The organism is Bacillus sp. FJAT-27001 (assembly GCF_019039175.1).
Lineage (GTDB): Bacteria > Bacillota > Bacilli > Bacillales > Bacillaceae > Bacillus > Bacillus velezensis.
On record NZ_JAHOAA010000005.1, the window covers coordinates 47566 to 63085 of the forward strand.

Sequence of the window (15520 nt, forward strand, 5' to 3'; positions counted from 1 at the left end):
GCGCCGAACGGCGCCTTTTGTTATCTTTTATTTCGTATTTCTTGTGAATTTCGGCAGTCCAAATATAATGGCGGCGATGCCGCAGATTCCGATTAAAACGGGATAGAAAGAGTATGGCAGGATGCTGACGGGTGAAATATTCCCGAATTTCCCGGCTGATAACAGCTGCGCGCCGTAAGGAATCAATCCTTGTATCATACACGAAAAGATATCCAGAATACTTGCCGATTTTCTGTTGTCGATGTTGAATTTATCAGCGATATTCTTTGCAATCGGCCCGGCTGCGATAATGGAGATCGTATTATTGGCAGCAGCCAGATTCGTCACGCTGACCAGTCCGGCAATGCCGGCTTCGGCGCCTTTTTTCGAACGGATTCGTTTCGTGATGAACTCCAGTAAAAAGTCGATCCCGCCGTTTTGTTTCATCACGCCGACCATCCCGCCAATCAGCATGGACAGGATGATCAGATCGCTCATTCCGGCAATTCCATCCGTAATCGCCTTAAAATAAGAGTCAAGCGTCAGGCTGCCGCCCGCTAATCCGATGATTCCCGTCAAAACCAATCCGCCGAATATGACAGCCATCACATTAATACCGATTAACGCAAAAACCAACACGGCGACATAAGGAAGCACCTTAATCCAGCTGTAAGATTCAGCACCCGTATGGCCGGCGTGGCCTGCCGGAATAAAAAATAAGATAATAACAGTCACAATGGCAGCAGGCAAAACAATCAGAAAGTTCGTTTTGAATTTATCCATCATTTGTGTTTTTTGCGTCCGGACTGACGCGATGGTCGTATCGGAAATAAAAGAAAGATTATCTCCAAACATAGCTCCGCCGACCACAGCCGCCATCGTAATCGCGCCGGAGATTCCAAGCTCTCCGCTCAGACCCGCGCTGATCGGCGCAACCGCCGCAATCGTGCCCATTGATGTTCCCATCGATATAGAAATAAAACAAGCAATGATAAACAGCCCCGGCAGCAAAAACTGCTGCGGAATAACGCTCAAAGCAAGATTGACAGTTGAATGCACCGCTCCCATCGCTTCAGCCGCCGAAGCAAAGGCACCTGCCAATATAAAAATCATTACCATAATGATAATATCAGGATGTCCCGCACCGGAAGCGAACCATTCTATTTTTTGATTGAGCGATTTCTTCCGGTTAAATAACAGCGCAAAAGCTGACGCAATGATCGCGGCAATCAAGATCGGCAATTTATAAAAATCTCCGGTCACCAGACCAGAGCCGACAAAAAGCCCTACGAATAAGACTAAAGGCAATAACGCCCAAGGGTTCTTTTTATTGTTCATCTGGGTAAACCACCTCTTTTCAGCATTAAAGTCGCTAATCACAGTCTAAGCAACATTTCACACTTTAAAAGTCTGCAGTAAAAAAGTCAAGCTGAAAAAAGGATAAGTAATGATTGATAAGATAGAAAAAGCTGTTTTGTTTCCACTCTTTAGAAAATAAAAAAACCAAGGCTCGTTTCCCTTGGTACATTTCATGCGGCCCCGCGTCCGGGACACCTTCTCTTCATTCAGAAATACATTCAGCTTTCAATCTGTTTTTAAGTTTCGCTTCATTTTCAAGGATATCTTCGTAATCCTCAATCTTCCTGTTTAATCGTTTTATGGTTTCATCAATTTCCCTCTGTTTCTCCGTCAGCCTTTTCCTTTCATTTATAAGGATGTTTTTTCGGGGTTCGATCGTATGATCGGCTCCTTCAATAAATAAAGCGGTATATTCAATCAGCGCCTCAATCGACAGCCCGGCACTTCTCATGCATTTTATAAATTGAATCCAATTCACATCATCTTCGTCATAATCGCGGATGCCGCTTTCATCGCGTTTTACCGGAGGAATCAGTCCTATACTTTCATAATACCTAAGCGTTGCGGCTGATAACTCAACCTGCTTTGCAGCCTGCGCAATCTTCATATTTTTACCACCCGTCCTTCATACCTTTCATAAGCGTGCCATTATAGAATATCATTTCATAAAAAAATAAACCAAACTCCTTGACTTAAAGTCCGCTTTAACATTTAAAGTAAAATCGAACAGAGGATTCATCACTTTATCTTGGAAAGGAAGATAACCATGTGCAATAATCATCCGACTCGTGTATTAAGCGCTCCGCATGCAAAAGCTAAATTTGAGCGGACAACGATTGAGAGAAGAGCATTACGGCCGCACGATATCCTGATTGATATTAAGTACAGCGGGATTTGTCACTCAGACATCCACAGTGCATTCGATGAATGGGGCGGCGGAATCTTTCCGATGGTTCCCGGACACGAAATTGCCGGAGTTGTGGAAGCCGTGGGTGAAGAAGTCACCACATTTGCCATCGGCGACCGTGTGGGTGTCGGCTGTTTTGTAGACTCCTGCGGGGAATGTGAATACTGTCTGAACGGAGACGAACAATATTGCACAAAAGGCGTTGTTCAGACTTATAATAACCTGGACTACGACGGAAACCCTACGTACGGCGGCTACAGCCAAAAAATAGTTGTCACTGACAGATTCGTTGTCCGGATTCCGGATCAGCTGGATTTGGATGCTGCCAGCCCGCTATTGTGCGCGGGCATTACCACCTATTCTCCGCTGAAACACTGGAATGCCGGCCCCGGCAAAAAAGTGGCGATTGTCGGAATGGGCGGGCTCGGACATTTAGCCGTTCAATTCGCGCACGCTTTAGGCGCAGAGGTCACCGTCCTCAGCCGCTCAATGAACAAAAAAGACGAAGCGCTTGAATTTGGAGCCGATCATTACTTTGCAACAAGCGATCCGGATACATTTACTGAGCTGGCCGGACGATTTGATCTTATTTTAAATACAGTATCCGCGAACCTTGACGTAGATGCCTACTTATCCCTGCTTCGCATTGACGGTACATTGGTAAATGTGGGAGCGCCCGCTAAGCCGGACTCATACAGTGTGTTCTCCTTAATCACGGGCCGCCGCAGCATTGCGGGTTCACTCGTCGGCGGTATTCCGCAGACTCAGGAGATGCTTGATTTCGCCGCCGAGCACGGCATTGCTCCTAAAATTGAGGTGATACCGGCCAATCAAGTTGACGAAGCGTACGAACGGGTTCTCCAAAGCGATGTCCGCTACCGTTTCGTCATTGATATTTCAACTTTATAATCGACATAAAAAACATACCAATATTTGTTGGTATGTTTTTTTCAGTTCAAATTATTTTTTATTTCAGCAGCCATCCGGGCACCGCTTTTATATAAATCAATTCGCCTATCAGTTCAACGATCGTCTGTGTGACGATTACAGCGGCGGCTAATGAGGCCCAAGCATCCGGCAAAGCCAGCGCTAACGGAAGGACTGCGAGAGAATTTCTTGTGCCCGTGCTGAAGATCAATGCTCTTCCTTCACCTGTATCCAGACGGGACGCGTATGCGATAAACCGGGAGACAAACGGCATAATGAGCAGGAATAACAGATAGATCGGAATCACACGTATAATGATGTCAGCATCACTGATGACCTTGCCGATTTGTGTGGCGACGACCGCCAATAAGACCAGAGCCATAAAAGGAACAGGCAGCCACGCCGTCCATTCCAACACCTTTTCTCCCGCCGGCTTCTTATCAGCCCATAATTGAGTCATCACCGCCGCCAGCAGCGGCACTGCTATTAACAATAAGAATGCTTCCAGAAACGGTCCCGCATGAACAGCCCCTATCACTTCTTTCCCGATAAACAGCCACAGGTATAACGGAAGCAATACCATCTGAACGGCGAACAAAACCGGCGTGGAAGCCAGTATTAATCTCTCATTTCCTTTGCCGAGCTGAGTAAAGACGATGACGTAATCAATACAAGGTGTAAGCAATACCAAACAAACCCCTGATAATATAGGAGGAGATTGAGGAAAAATGGCGGTTAACACCCATACAACGACAGGTACAGCTAAGAAATTACCGATCAGTAAAGCCGCCATAAACTTGAGGTTTGACATGGCTTCCCTCAGCTTCAAGAATGGGATTTGGGCAAACATGGCATACATGAGAACAGCGATAAGCGGTGATATCGTCCATCCCCAGCGAAGTCCTGAATCTTTCCCGGCGATCCCCGCTATTCCGCCGATTACAAGAGTCACACCATATATCCAAATTTGCTGTTTTTCTAATGTCTCTCTGGTTATTTTCATTGGCTGACACCTCTTCTCCACCCATTATACCTTCTTTTCTGCCGCTCTTGCATTATGGTTCTGCCGGAATTAAAAAACACCAAGGGTCTGTGACACTTGGTGTTTTTGGAACGCGGCCGAGAAAAACGGGTTGAAAACCGTTAATCCTTGTAAATAACCCCCAAAAAGTATTTTTGACATACTGTTCCTTATCGAATAAAAGCATTCTCTTTCATTTCCAAAGCATCATCCAGCCATCTCGGGTGCATCGGCAAGAGATGTTCAGGTAATTCATGGATATCAAAATATCTGATTTCCATAGCTTCCTCTGTGGACTTTTTCAAAGTGCCGCCGATGACGTCACATTGAAAACAATTGGTAATAAAATGGCTGACTCTGCCGTCAGGGTATATAAAGGTTTGTGAACTCGGATCAGAATAAACGCCTATCATTTTAGAGACTTTCACCACTAATCCAGTTTCCTCTTCTATTTCTCTTATAATTGCTTGTTCAACTGTTTCACCAGGTTCCACATGTCCTGAAGGAATGCCCCATAAACCATTATCAGCACGCTTCATTAATAAAACGGAACTTGATTCTTTAATTATAATTCCAGCGACTCCGGCTTTCACTTGTTCTGTCCATTGGAAATCCGGTTTTTTCCGTACTTCTGCCTTTATTTCATTATCGAACAAGTCTTTCAGATCGCGGATCACAACATCCGGATTTCTAAAATCATGTTTTGCAGGAAATAAAGTATTTTGTTCAGAAACTAATACGGAAGTTATGCCTATTTGGTTTGCTCCGACAATATCTGTTTCAGGCGTATCCCCAATCATAACGCATCTCTCTTTATCTTCAAAAGACTCGAGTACTTTTTCAAATATTGAAGACGCCGGTTTTCCAATTATAATCGGCTCTTTAGCAGCTGCTGTTTTAACAGCCGCGACTATAGCGCCTGTCGCGGGAGCTGGTCCGTTAGCGGCAGGAAATGTTTTATCCCCGTTTGCAGCGATAAATGAAGCCCCGCAGCGGATGAGGTTTACTGCCTTATGCACATCCTGAAATGTAATATTTTGATCCCATCCAATGACAACAGCCTCCGCCTGATCTTCCGTAAGATCAATACCGGCCTTTTGAATTTCACTTTTAAGTTGGTCATTTCCCAATATATATGCCTTCTTTATTCCTTCACTGACAAGGTAATCAGCTGTTGCCCACCCCGCAGTAAACACTTCATCAATACTTGCTGAAATCCCCAGTTTATGAAGGCGTTTCACAATCGTTTCTCTTGTAACACAAGGATCATTCGTTAAAAAGCGAATGGCTTTCTTTTCTTCACGGAGTCGTTTTAAAGAGGCCACAGCTCCTGGTAAAGCTTTATCTCCTATATATATCACTCCGTCTAAATCAAATAAAAATACATCATAATTCTTGGAGATCATCATAACACTCCTTAAGCGGTTGTCTCTTGGTTAATAGTTGAGCGATACGCAAAATGATTTGTAGGGCCTTGTCCTTTCCCGATTCCTAAGGGATGTTTAATGGCTGCTGAAATGAATTCCTTTCCAGTTGCCACTGATTCCGGTATGCTGTGCTGCTTTGCCAGCTCTGCAGTTATCACAGCTGAAAACGTACAGCCTGTTCCATGAGTATGCTTTGTATCAAAGCGGGGAGAAACAAATTCCTCGAAGTCCTCGTCAAAGTACAAAATATCACGGGCTTCTCCGTTCAGGTGCCCCCCTTTTACGACAGCACTTTTTGCCCCGTATACCTCCACTATTTCTTTCGCCGCATCACGCATCTGCTGTACAGTCTCGATTGATTTTCCGATGATTACTTCCGCTTCCGGAATGTTCGGTGTAATAACAGTTGTTTGGGGTATTAATAATTTCTTCAAATAATCAATGGCGTCCTTATGGAGCAGATGATGTCCGCTTTTAGCAATCATAACCGGATCCATCACATACGATTGAATATTTGCGTCTTTTAACTTTTCTGCCAGCAATTCAATAATTCCTATACTTGCAAGCATACCGGTTTTGACAGCATCCGGTTTTATATCATCCATGACACAGTCTATTTGCTGAGATATATTCTGAAGAGACATCTCCTCAAAACTTTTCACACCAAGTGTATTTTGTGCAACAACTGATGTAATAACTGCCATTCCATATACCTTTTGTTCCTGAAATGTTTTTAAATCCGCGTGAATTCCCGCCCCTCCGGAAGGATCAGTCCCAGCAATCGAAAGCGCTTTATAAATATCCGTCAACTTACACTCCTCCTTCAGGCAGGTTTCACTGCTTTAAAAATGACAAAAGGCGGATATTCCTTTTCACATTTCCAATTATTAAATTGAAACTCTTTCTCTATGGCTTTTACATGCTCTTGGTCAATATCGTTTAACGTTGGTTCTGATAAAGTTACATTTTCAAAACCTGCATGAGTTAATAGTTTATAATACATTGACTTCGGCCAATGAAAATCATTTAAAATTAAATCTGCTTGTCCGGGAACATGGAGCCATTCATTTCTTTCTTCTCCGTAAGAATATTCTTTCCCCGGTATTCCATTGCGGAAGGTTGAAAATTCAATTCCGGTTGAATCAGGATTCGTATCGAGTATGACAAATGAAGCTCCTGGTTTTAACACACGAAAAATTTCATCTATGATACCTTTGATACGCTGGTCACTATCCGTATTAATAAAAACATAACAGGCCATTGCAGCATCAACTGAGTGATCTGGTAAGAAGGAAAGATTATCGTGTTCAATTAAATGATAGTCCACATGAGGATGTTGTCTTTTTGCCTTTGCTATATCTAACATCTTCCTTGATTCATCGACTGCGATCACATTGCAGCCTATTCTGTCAGCCAGCCTATAAGCTACCTTTCCTGGACCGCATCCGAAATCGAGCACCTTTTTAATCTCCGCTTTATCAAAAGTACGAAAAACAAACTCAAAACCTAACGTTTGTTCTAAAACGTCATTATAAGCATCGAATTTACCAGCAACACTGTCTTCTTTCCATGAAGTTTTCATTGAATTTCCTCCTTTTGCTCAGTTGAGAAATAATGAAACCACTTATTCCTGACGAAAAATTGATATATAGGAAGTAAACTTTGAAATAGAGAATGATCCATATCCCGTTTATATGCAATATGCTGGTATATACTGAAAAGGAAAAGAATCTGTTTCCAGTAATCAGGTAAATCAAGCATTTCAATATCGTTTTTAGTCATAGAAATTTGATCTTTCCTAAGTAATTTTTCGTACTTTAAGACTGTTTCAATGGACGGCCAGTTATTTCCCTCAGGCATTTTCGGAAATTCAAATTCCGGAATATCATGGTGATTTTCAGCTTCTTCAAGCACCGTTTTCGCCCATTCATGATCTGAATCATAAATATGGATTGATCCCGCATTATGAAAATATTCTCCGACTTCTACACGCAGTTCTCTGGCCATTAATTCCTGCATGAAGGTAAATGAGAAAAGATCACTGATCATCCCGCGAAAAGCATCATTTGCACGCATGACAGAAGACATGTATAATTCGCCTTCCCTCACAAAAAACTGCAAACCGATTGTGCAGGAAACATCTATATTTTCTAAAACGAAGAGTTCCGAAGCATCGAATATTTGAATAAATGCCCTTTTTGAATCAATATCTTCTTGTGTCAAAAGATTTTTTATTCTATTCCATTGATTTAGTTTTGCATTTCCGAATTCAAATATTTTAGGCCCGTACGCAGTGCCTGTTAATGTTTTTTTATTCATTGAGTATGAAGGCATTTTTTTATTGTAATAACTGATAAAATCTAAGTCGTTACTCCCCGATAAATACCATAGCACTTCAGCAAAATTAAACACGATATTGGTTTTTCTTGAGGATAAATAAGTGACACGTTCTATTGGATTTTCCAGAGTCAGATGGTAGTTCAATTGTTCTCTGCTTTTTTGTCCGCGCGGTGAATTGAAAAATTCAGGGTTGTGATAGATGTCATACAGCGTTTCCGTATATGCTTCATGAAAAGTTCTCTTTCTCATTGAGATTCCGCCTTATATGCTGCAAAGGTATTTTTAATGTTCTCTAATAAATCATCTGTATCTTTATAGCTGATGTACTCAACATCCGCCACTGCATTTAACCCTTGAATTAAGAAAGCATAATCCTTGTCCTTTTCTAGAAATAGCACGATCTTTTTTTTCAAGGCGGAAGCCCATCCAATTTCTATATGTGTTCCAGGAGAAGCGGGTGATCCGGGAAATGCTGCAAAAAGGTCGCAAGTACTTATTTCATCAAAATCAATTTTAGTGCATTGAAGGGGTGTCATGAAATCTTTCCCCCACCCTTCCCGCTTGTGAGCATTATGAACCAGCCATCCTTCATTCTCAAAAAAGGAAATTAATGATTCCAGCTTTCCCCTCTCATACGTACTCATCAATCCAGTTTTCTCATCTACTAAACTTTTAAAAGGCCCTGCCAGAAAAACTTTTTTAGTCGCCACTTCATATCACCCTTTCAAAATAAATAAAGCCACTTTCCTCTATGGAAAGTGGCTTAAATATAGATAAGATAAAGAATCTCTCTAATTTTTCACTTCCCTACGCTGGTATTAACCAAATCAGGTTCAAAGGGTCAGGACGTATTGTCTCTTCTCAGCTATTAAAGCTCCCCTAGTGACTTTTTATAAATATTTACTTTAATTCTATGCTATTCCATATAAATAGTCAAACAATGACTTTCCCTTCAATATTGCAGCTTACCCACTAGTTTTAAAACCTTCCGGCCTCTTTTTTCCTGCCAACGAATAAGGTAACCACAAAAACTGGCTAAACTGACCAAAGTCCCCAGTACGGCAGCAAGAATTGTCAAAAAGCCATTGGGGATCAGAAATCCAATCGGAATGAGCCCCGCAAACGTGAGGACGATAAAACATTGATAGACTCCGGATATGATTCTCACAACCAAACTGCCAAAAAAGGACATGACGAATGGAGGAATGAACAAACATAAGATGATTCCGAGTGAGATCAATAAAATCATAGGCTCGTCAAAAGAAATGACACGATCGCCGGGAGACTCTTCAGCAGCCGCGAATACAGCAAATATAGACATTATCAGCGTAAGAAAAACAAGAAAAAACCTTTTCAGCAACGTTATGACTCCTTTTTTTATAAAAACGGGTATCTTTTTTTCAATCACAATAACCATTTTATGTTATCAAATGAAATAATATGAAGTCAAACCGAGTTCTGCACCTGATTTATTGGTTCTTATTTTTTTGATAATTTCCATATAATTGTCCGCAAGCAGCATCTATATCAATGCCAAATTGACTTCTGACGGTCACGTTAATTCCTGCTGACTTTAATTTTTTATAGAAGTTTACAACTTGTTTCTCATTTACTTCTTCAAATCTCATAGGTGAACTAACAGTCGGGTTATATCTAATGATGTTTACATGGAACAAGTTCCCTCTCTTATATCTGCTTCTTAAAAGATTTACTACTTCATTCGCATGATCAATAGAATCATTAACTCCCGGCAGCATAATATAAGCAATATAAACTTTTCTTGAGGTCACACGTATATGCTCATCTAATGTGTCCATTACCTCCAATAACGGGTAGCGTTCATTAATCGGCATTAACTTGCTTCGCTGTTCATTAAAAGGAGAATGTAATGAAAACGTCAGGTTGACCTGCGGATAATCCTGAGTGATTTTTTTAATGCCCGGAATAATACCTATGGTCGAAATAGATAACCTGCGAGGGCTTAAAGCAAACAACTTCGGATTTGTAAGCACATGTAAAGCATCAAAAACTTGTACATTCGCTAATGCTTCTCCCATTCCCATAAAAGAAATACTGTCAATTGAATGTCCTTTTAAGTGAAAGTACAAAATTTGGTCAGTCATTTCATCTGACGTTAAATTGCGTTTTAAACCAATATCTCCTGTTGCACAAAATTTACAGCCAAAATGACAGCCGCACTGCGAGGATATACAAAATGACTCCCAACCGGCTTTATATTTCATATTAACCGTTTCTATTTTTTCGTCTCCTGAAATTTCAAATAAGACTTTTGTAACTTGCTCAGAATGCTGCACTTTTAAAGGAGCAATATTTAAAATTGACTCTCCGAACTCCTCTATTAACAATTTTCTCAAGGATTTAGGAAGAACCGTTATTTCATTGAAATGATTTATTCTCCCTTGGAATACAGCATTTTTGATTTGATTCATTCTAAAATCAGGAAATTTATTTTGCTTCAGGAACTCTTGAATTCTTATATACTTGTTTTTTTGTTGCATGTTTTCTCATCCTTCCATAATACTCTTGTTTGTTTGAGTAAATAGAAGGGAGTGATCATCTAACCTTTTTTTAAAATCAGGCACAAAAAAACACCGACACAATTATCGGTGTTACGCTTAAATAACATCATGCACAAATAAACAAGGACATTATGTCATTGGATTATCGTTTATTTGACATAGAGAAAAAGCACCGATAACTGTTTTTGTATGGTGATTTGGCTTAAAAAAGGACAGACTGCTCCCTTTGTCCGCCAAAATGTTTCCAATTTTTGCATTTTTACCATACAAAATTCCATAAATCGTTATCATCGCTTTCACCTCTTTCTTGTCAATATTAGCAATAATCACCATATCATAAGGTTTCCCTTATGTAAAGCTAAACAAATGCTTACGCCCCCGCTAATGACAGTATTATATAACTTGCTTATTAAGCCTAATCCAAGTACAGAAAGCGCGCTGATCACATTTTTCACTTATCCGCGACGGAACATTTCTTATATAATGGGTGACCGGCAGCTGCCTGCTTGAATCCCAATCTTCCTATAGTGATTTTTTATATTCATGACAGTATGATGATTTGTCACTTCAGCAATCAGATCGTTTATTCGATCCAGATTAATCGGTTTATTTTCTGATAAGCTGCTGAAGCTTTCTCTGATTTCTTCAGGATAGACATTTCCGGTCATGCTTGACAGGCCGTTACACCCGTTACTCAGCATCTTCGGAAATTCAACGTCCCCTGCCGCAAACAAAATAAAGTGATCAGGGAACTCTGTTTGTTTATGACGCAGAACGTCTCCTCCTTCTTTCAGCCCCCTTATCCCGGGATGCCGGCTTATTAAGTCTTTAAGCGCTTTCTCACTCAGATTAAAACCGGTCCGGCCGGGGTTATTATAAAGCACAGCCTCTTTAGAGGTATGACTGAGAAGTTCGTCAACGTAATAAACGGCTTGCTGCTGTGTCGGTCTTATATAAGGAGGAAAACCAATCAGTACAGAATCAATATTGGTTTTCTCGATGTGTTTCATCAGTTTGACAGCATCACTGGTTCTTACGGCTGAAACACCGAACATCAGTTCAACATCTTCAAATTTTCGCTGATTAACATACTCAATGATCTGAAGACGCTCATCTATGCTGAGTGAATGCTGTTCACCAGTCGTACCGCATATGAGTAACGAATGGATACCGCTGTTTTTCAAATGTTCGACAATAGCATCAAATCCTTCTACATATAAACTTTCATCTTCATGAAAAGGCGTAGGGATAGCAACATTAAAATTTCGCATGAGAATGTCCTCCAAGTACATATTCTTGAATATCTGCAGAGTATCATATAACACTGTCTGACATTTAAAAAGGTACAGTTTCAGATAACTCAACATGTCAGATGTAAAGGCCGACACACAAAAAAAGCAGGCAAAGAGAGCCTGCTTCATTGCTTCGGCCATAATTGTTTTATCCAATTGGTTTTGGAAGGCTAAAATATTCAGACTCATCAACATTTGATGGATAATTTAGGCACATGCCCTTATCAAAAACAATCTGGGTGCATATCCTGCTCCTAAAAGTCATTCATAAAGGGAGTTTAGATATGTATTATTATTATCCGTATTATGTATATGATTACAGACAGCAGCCTGATTTAAGCCAGGCAAATCATAAAATGCGAAGCCATTTATCTGCGATTCAACAAATTCCAATACACTCATCCTCCTTTCAACAATCAATGGCTGCGGTAGTGAAACACTTGCAGGCTGTCAGCAGAGCACTCGCTCTGGGATGCGGTATGAGTTCAGAATTCAGATTTCTTCCAGACACTTGGGGATTACGAGAACTTCATACTGTACACGCGAAATATCTTACTCCGTTGAGCTATCACGTTTATTCCGCTTTAGGCGCAGCAGAGCTTCTCGCCGCCGGACAAGGCCGGGCTCCTCATTTTCCTCTTATGGTTGGCTGCATGAATTCAATACTTCGTCTATGGTCAAACTTCCCCGCAGCGATAGCAGACCTGAGAAGAGCAGCCGGTCACCAATACGCGTCATCTGTAGACGAGGCGGAAAATCTCCTAAGACCAATGGTTCCAGCCACACAACAGGCATTATCCATCAGTCAATCTGCAGTGAGTCCGGCTATTTGGCAGGCTTCCTTACGTGCCGCGCAGTTAGCTCGGGAAGTACGTCAGAATGTTGCACAATCAATGAGTCAGGGATCTTCTTATTAATTAAGCCAAAAGATTTTTTCGGCTTTACACAGTCACATAACCGGACTTATTCAACACAAAAAAAGAGCAGTAAACACGTAAGTTACTGCTCTCCTCTGTCTATCCGCCGTTCATTTGTTTTACAATGTATTCAGCATCATTTCCTACACCTTGAAGCAGCGCTGAACCTCGCCTATGCTGCCAAGGCAAACCAATAAAATACAATCCTTCCACAGCTGAAACACCCCGGTGATGTATAATTCGGCCTTCCTTATCCAAAACACCTTCTATTTTCATCCAACAAAGCGGATTCTTAAAACCAGTTGCCCAAATGATATTGTTTACTTCTAATGAAGATGAATCTTTAAAAATCATTTCATTTTGCTTTCCGGCTATGACTCTTTGTTTTAAGATGATCTTCTTCTGTCTTATTGCATGTTTTAATTCATACCCAAATATGGGGTCGCCTTTCTTCTGAATGAACTTGCCTAATATTGATGTATGACTTGCATGTAAAACTCCTAATTTATCAAACCACCAAAAGATGCTTCTTTTTCCAATCCATAAAGGGAAATAAACCGGTTTATTACTGCAAGCCAAATATGTAACTCTTTCTTTGGATAATTCAACAGCTATCTGAGCCCCGCTATTCCCGCCGCCGACTACCAGTACATTCCCAGGCGCCAGTTGTTTTGAATGTTTATATTGTGAAGAATGTAATTGATGAATATGATCGGCTACATCCCTTGATATTGATGGAATATTAGGGGTATGAAAAGGACCTGCGGCCATCACAAGATTCTTCGTTTGATATTCTTCCCGGTTTGTTTTTATTAAGAAATAGTTCTTTAATTTTTGGACACTTATTACTTCTGTCCGTAATTGGATCGGGATTTCAAATCTTTCAACATATTTTTTCAGATAAGCAGCAATTTCATTTTTTGAAGGGAGTCCATGCTTGTCTCCTTCAAGCTGCATTCCAGGCAAAGAGCTGTACATTCGAGAAGTAAATAAAACCAATGAGTCATACCGGTTGTTCCAGCTTTCTCCCACTTCATGACTTTTATCCAAAATGATAAACTTTTGTTTCGACTTCTTTAGATAATATCCTACTGAGATTCCTGCCTGACCGGCTCCGATTACTATCGTGTCGTACATATGAATCCCCCCTCCGGTTTTATCTTAATTGTCAGCAGACAAAGTGAGTCCCTATTTCCTTCTTTAATGATGATGATGGTCACGCGGATTCTCAGTTTGGGCCTGACAAAGAATCGTATTGTCGTGATTATGCGCTGCTGTTTCCATTTGAATGGTTACATGTGTAATGCCTTTATCTCCAAGTTCATGTTCAATTTTGCGTAAAATACTTTCACTTTCAGAAATGGTCAGTTGATCGTTAACAACTGCGTGGCAGGAAAGAGCATTCAATCCGCTTGTGATAGACCATATGTGCAAATCATGAATGCTTTGAATTCCTTCTGTCTCTTCAATTGTATGAATGATGTCAGTGACATCGATATTTCCCGGAGTTCCTTCCATTAATACGTGAATGGAGTCTTTCGTCACATGGTAACCGCTTCTCAGAACAAGAATAGCCACAATGACACTGGCCACTGGATCTGCCCAGCTCCACCCGAAAAAGATGATAAGGATCGCAGCCAGTATGGCACCTACAGATCCGAGCATGTCACTTATCACATGTAAGTAAGCCCCTCTTATGTTCAGGTTATTCTTTGTATCTCCGCCGTTCAGCATAATCCAAGCGACCAATATATTTACAGCTAACCCGATGATACTAATCGTCAGCATGCCGGTTGTTGCTACCTCCGGCGGATGAGAGAAACGTTTGATTGCTTCATAAATGATGTAAAGGGAAATCAATATTAATGCAACACCGTTTATCACAGCTGCGAGAATCTCAAATCGTTTGTAGCCGAATGTCTTATGATGACTTGCCTTTTTTTCGGCCAATTTAAAAGCAATCAGAGCAACCATTAATGAGATCGAGTCACTCAGCATATGGCCTGCATCTGACAAAAGCGCTAAACTATTGGTTAAAAATCCGCCTATCGCTTCTATTATCATATAACCTGTAATCATGATAAAAGAGATCAATAAAACCTTCTTATTGGATCCGCCAGCGTGATTGTGATTGTGACCCATAAAAATCTCCTCCTTATCTCATACACTGTATTTATTATTTCTTTTCTGTTATGAAGCATTCTAACATGGACAAAAAAATAATCATATATGATTATGTGCTCATATATGAATATATAGGTTCTTTACTGAAATGTCAAAATCTTTTCAATGAAAATGTCCAATACTTTATATTGCTCTTGATCAATGATTGTTATAATTTTCTTATCATTAGCTTGGGAGGTTGCATTGCTATGAAGCCGCGGATTACAGTAATTACTATAGGCGCAGACAATTTAGAAAAATCGCTTCACTTCTATCGAGATGACTTGGGTCTGCCTACAGAGGGAATAGTCGGTACAGAATTTGAACATGATGCAGTTGCCTTTTTTGACTTACAAACAGGACTGAAACTTGCCATTTGGAACCGCAAAGACATCGCACATGAAACAAACGTTACGTTAACTGCGCCAAGCCCTGCAGAATTTACATTAGGACATAATGTTGGCAGTAAAGCTGAAGCCGATAAAGTCATGGAACAGGCAAAACAGGCAGGAGCAACGATAACTGATCCCGCTCATGATACTTTTTGGGGCGGATACTCCGGTCACTCCCAAGACCCCGATGGACACTTATGGGAAATCGTTTGGAATCCGCACTGGGATATAAGTGAATAACCACATTTCAGAAATG

At 40.8% G+C, this 15520-nt stretch carries 16 protein-coding genes, 1 pseudogene and 1 riboswitch; of the genes and pseudogenes, 3 read left to right on the top strand and 14 right to left on the bottom strand.

Translation table 11 applies throughout. The annotated features are described in order from the left end of the window. Window positions 1-27 precede the first annotated feature (27 nt). A complete protein-coding gene (locus BGM27_RS15630; protein ID WP_007409336.1) occupies window positions 28-1317 on the bottom strand; it encodes a Na+/H+ antiporter NhaC family protein in 1290 nt (429 codons plus the stop codon). 223 nt (window positions 1318-1540) lie between these two features. After that, complete coding sequence (locus BGM27_RS15635) at window positions 1541-1945, bottom strand: MerR family transcriptional regulator (protein WP_007409338.1); 405 nt, start codon at window positions 1943-1945, stop codon at window positions 1541-1543. A 159-nt stretch (window positions 1946-2104) separates the two neighbouring features. Between BGM27_RS15635 and BGM27_RS15640 the strand changes: the two genes are divergently transcribed. Continuing rightward, a complete protein-coding gene (locus BGM27_RS15640) occupies window positions 2105-3154 on the top strand; it encodes an NAD(P)-dependent alcohol dehydrogenase (RefSeq protein WP_007409339.1) in 1050 nt (349 codons plus the stop codon). A 58-nt stretch (window positions 3155-3212) separates the two neighbouring features. Here the strand turns inward: BGM27_RS15640 and BGM27_RS15645 are convergent, their stop codons facing one another. The 10 genes and pseudogenes from BGM27_RS15645 to BGM27_RS15690 form a co-directional block, all read right to left on the bottom strand. Then, complete coding sequence (locus BGM27_RS15645; RefSeq protein WP_007409340.1) at window positions 3213-4175, bottom strand: arsenic resistance protein; 963 nt, start codon at window positions 4173-4175, stop codon at window positions 3213-3215. A gap of 188 nt (window positions 4176-4363) precedes the next feature. Continuing rightward, window positions 4364-5602: an HAD-IIA family hydrolase gene (locus BGM27_RS15650; protein ID WP_020953905.1), complete on the bottom strand. Its 1239-nt coding sequence runs from the start codon at window positions 5600-5602 to the stop codon at window positions 4364-4366. A gap of 8 nt (window positions 5603-5610) precedes the next feature. Beyond that, a complete protein-coding gene (thiD, locus tag BGM27_RS15655; RefSeq protein WP_007409544.1) occupies window positions 5611-6429 on the bottom strand; it encodes a bifunctional hydroxymethylpyrimidine kinase/phosphomethylpyrimidine kinase in 819 nt (272 codons plus the stop codon). Between the two features lie 14 nt (window positions 6430-6443). Beyond that, window positions 6444-7202 carry a class I SAM-dependent methyltransferase gene (locus tag BGM27_RS15660; RefSeq protein WP_007409545.1) on the bottom strand — a complete coding sequence of 253 codons (759 nt, stop codon included), beginning with the start codon at window positions 7200-7202 and terminating at the stop codon, window positions 6444-6446. Then, window positions 7199-8209 (bottom strand): thymidylate synthase, encoded by a 1011-nt coding sequence (locus tag BGM27_RS15665; protein ID WP_007409546.1) that lies wholly within the window; start codon window positions 8207-8209, stop codon window positions 7199-7201. Before BGM27_RS15665 ends, BGM27_RS15660 begins: the two co-directional genes overlap by 4 nt. After that, entirely contained in the window at window positions 8206-8670 is a 465-nt protein-coding gene (locus BGM27_RS15670; protein WP_007409547.1) for a TIR domain-containing protein, read from the bottom strand. Before BGM27_RS15670 ends, BGM27_RS15665 begins: the two co-directional genes overlap by 4 nt. A 77-nt stretch (window positions 8671-8747) precedes the next feature. Then, a riboswitch (TPP riboswitch) is annotated at window positions 8748-8851 on the bottom strand. 87 nt (window positions 8852-8938) lie between these two features. Then, window positions 8939-9320 (bottom strand): annotated as a pseudogene (locus BGM27_RS15675) (hypothetical protein). Between the two features lie 109 nt (window positions 9321-9429). Further along, a complete protein-coding gene (locus tag BGM27_RS15680) occupies window positions 9430-10479 on the bottom strand; it encodes a Cfr family 23S rRNA (adenine(2503)-C(8))-methyltransferase (protein WP_007409549.1) in 1050 nt (349 codons plus the stop codon). Window positions 10480-10629: 150 nt separating this feature from the next. Then, on the bottom strand, window positions 10630-10833 hold the full coding sequence (locus BGM27_RS15685) for a hypothetical protein (RefSeq protein WP_007409550.1): 204 nt from the start codon (window positions 10831-10833) through the stop codon (window positions 10630-10632). Window positions 10834-10976: 143 nt separating this feature from the next. After that, the gene (locus BGM27_RS15690; RefSeq protein WP_023842856.1) at window positions 10977-11771 is read right to left on the bottom strand and encodes a dihydrodipicolinate synthase family protein; all 795 of its coding nucleotides are present in this window, start codon (window positions 11769-11771) and stop codon (window positions 10977-10979) included. A 305-nt stretch (window positions 11772-12076) separates the two neighbouring features. Between BGM27_RS15690 and BGM27_RS15695 the strand changes: the two genes are divergently transcribed. Continuing rightward, window positions 12077-12709: a hypothetical protein gene (locus BGM27_RS15695; RefSeq protein ID WP_007409552.1), complete on the top strand. Its 633-nt coding sequence runs from the start codon at window positions 12077-12079 to the stop codon at window positions 12707-12709. 99 nt (window positions 12710-12808) lie between these two features. On the opposite strand, the gene BGM27_RS15700 is transcribed toward BGM27_RS15695, so the two are convergent. Beyond that, window positions 12809-13846 (bottom strand): flavin-containing monooxygenase, encoded by a 1038-nt coding sequence (locus BGM27_RS15700; RefSeq protein WP_007409553.1) that lies wholly within the window; start codon window positions 13844-13846, stop codon window positions 12809-12811. A 63-nt stretch (window positions 13847-13909) separates the two neighbouring features. After that, window positions 13910-14851, bottom strand: coding sequence for a cation diffusion facilitator family transporter (locus BGM27_RS15705; RefSeq protein WP_007409554.1), 942 nt, complete (start codon window positions 14849-14851; stop codon window positions 13910-13912). A 230-nt stretch (window positions 14852-15081) separates the two neighbouring features. Here BGM27_RS15705 and BGM27_RS15710 point away from each other — a divergent pair, with 230 nt between their 5' ends. Further along, a complete protein-coding gene (locus BGM27_RS15710; RefSeq protein WP_007409555.1) occupies window positions 15082-15504 on the top strand; it encodes a VOC family protein in 423 nt (140 codons plus the stop codon). Window positions 15505-15520 lie beyond the last annotated feature (16 nt).

Bases quoted from the DNA above. Each gene is read 5' to 3' on its own strand.
- BGM27_RS15630 (WP_007409336.1), bottom strand. From the start codon at position 1,317: ATGAACAATAAAAAGAACCCTTGGGCGTTATTGCCTTTAGTCTTATTC.
- BGM27_RS15635 (WP_007409338.1), bottom strand. From the start codon at position 1,945: ATGAAGATTGCGCAGGCTGCAAAGCAGGTTGAGTTATCAGCCGCAACG.
- BGM27_RS15640 (WP_007409339.1), top strand. From the start codon at position 2,105: ATGTGCAATAATCATCCGACTCGTGTATTAAGCGCTCCGCATGCAAAA.
- BGM27_RS15645 (WP_007409340.1), bottom strand. From the start codon at position 4,175: ATGAAAATAACCAGAGAGACATTAGAAAAACAGCAAATTTGGATATAT.
- BGM27_RS15650 (WP_020953905.1), bottom strand. From the start codon at position 5,602: ATGATGATCTCCAAGAATTATGATGTATTTTTATTTGATTTAGACGGA.
- BGM27_RS15660 (WP_007409545.1), bottom strand. From the start codon at position 7,202: ATGAAAACTTCATGGAAAGAAGACAGTGTTGCTGGTAAATTCGATGCT.
- BGM27_RS15665 (WP_007409546.1), bottom strand. From the start codon at position 8,209: ATGAGAAAGAGAACTTTTCATGAAGCATATACGGAAACGCTGTATGAC.
- BGM27_RS15680 (WP_007409549.1), bottom strand. From the start codon at position 10,479: ATGCAACAAAAAAACAAGTATATAAGAATTCAAGAGTTCCTGAAGCAA.
- BGM27_RS15685 (WP_007409550.1), bottom strand. From the start codon at position 10,833: ATGGTGATTATTGCTAATATTGACAAGAAAGAGGTGAAAGCGATGATA.
- BGM27_RS15690 (WP_023842856.1), bottom strand. From the start codon at position 11,771: ATGCGAAATTTTAATGTTGCTATCCCTACGCCTTTTCATGAAGATGAA.
- BGM27_RS15695 (WP_007409552.1), top strand. From the start codon at position 12,077: ATGTATTATTATTATCCGTATTATGTATATGATTACAGACAGCAGCCT.
- BGM27_RS15700 (WP_007409553.1), bottom strand. From the start codon at position 13,846: ATGTACGACACGATAGTAATCGGAGCCGGTCAGGCAGGAATCTCAGTA.
- BGM27_RS15705 (WP_007409554.1), bottom strand. From the start codon at position 14,851: ATGGGTCACAATCACAATCACGCTGGCGGATCCAATAAGAAGGTTTTA.
- BGM27_RS15710 (WP_007409555.1), top strand. From the start codon at position 15,082: ATGAAGCCGCGGATTACAGTAATTACTATAGGCGCAGACAATTTAGAA.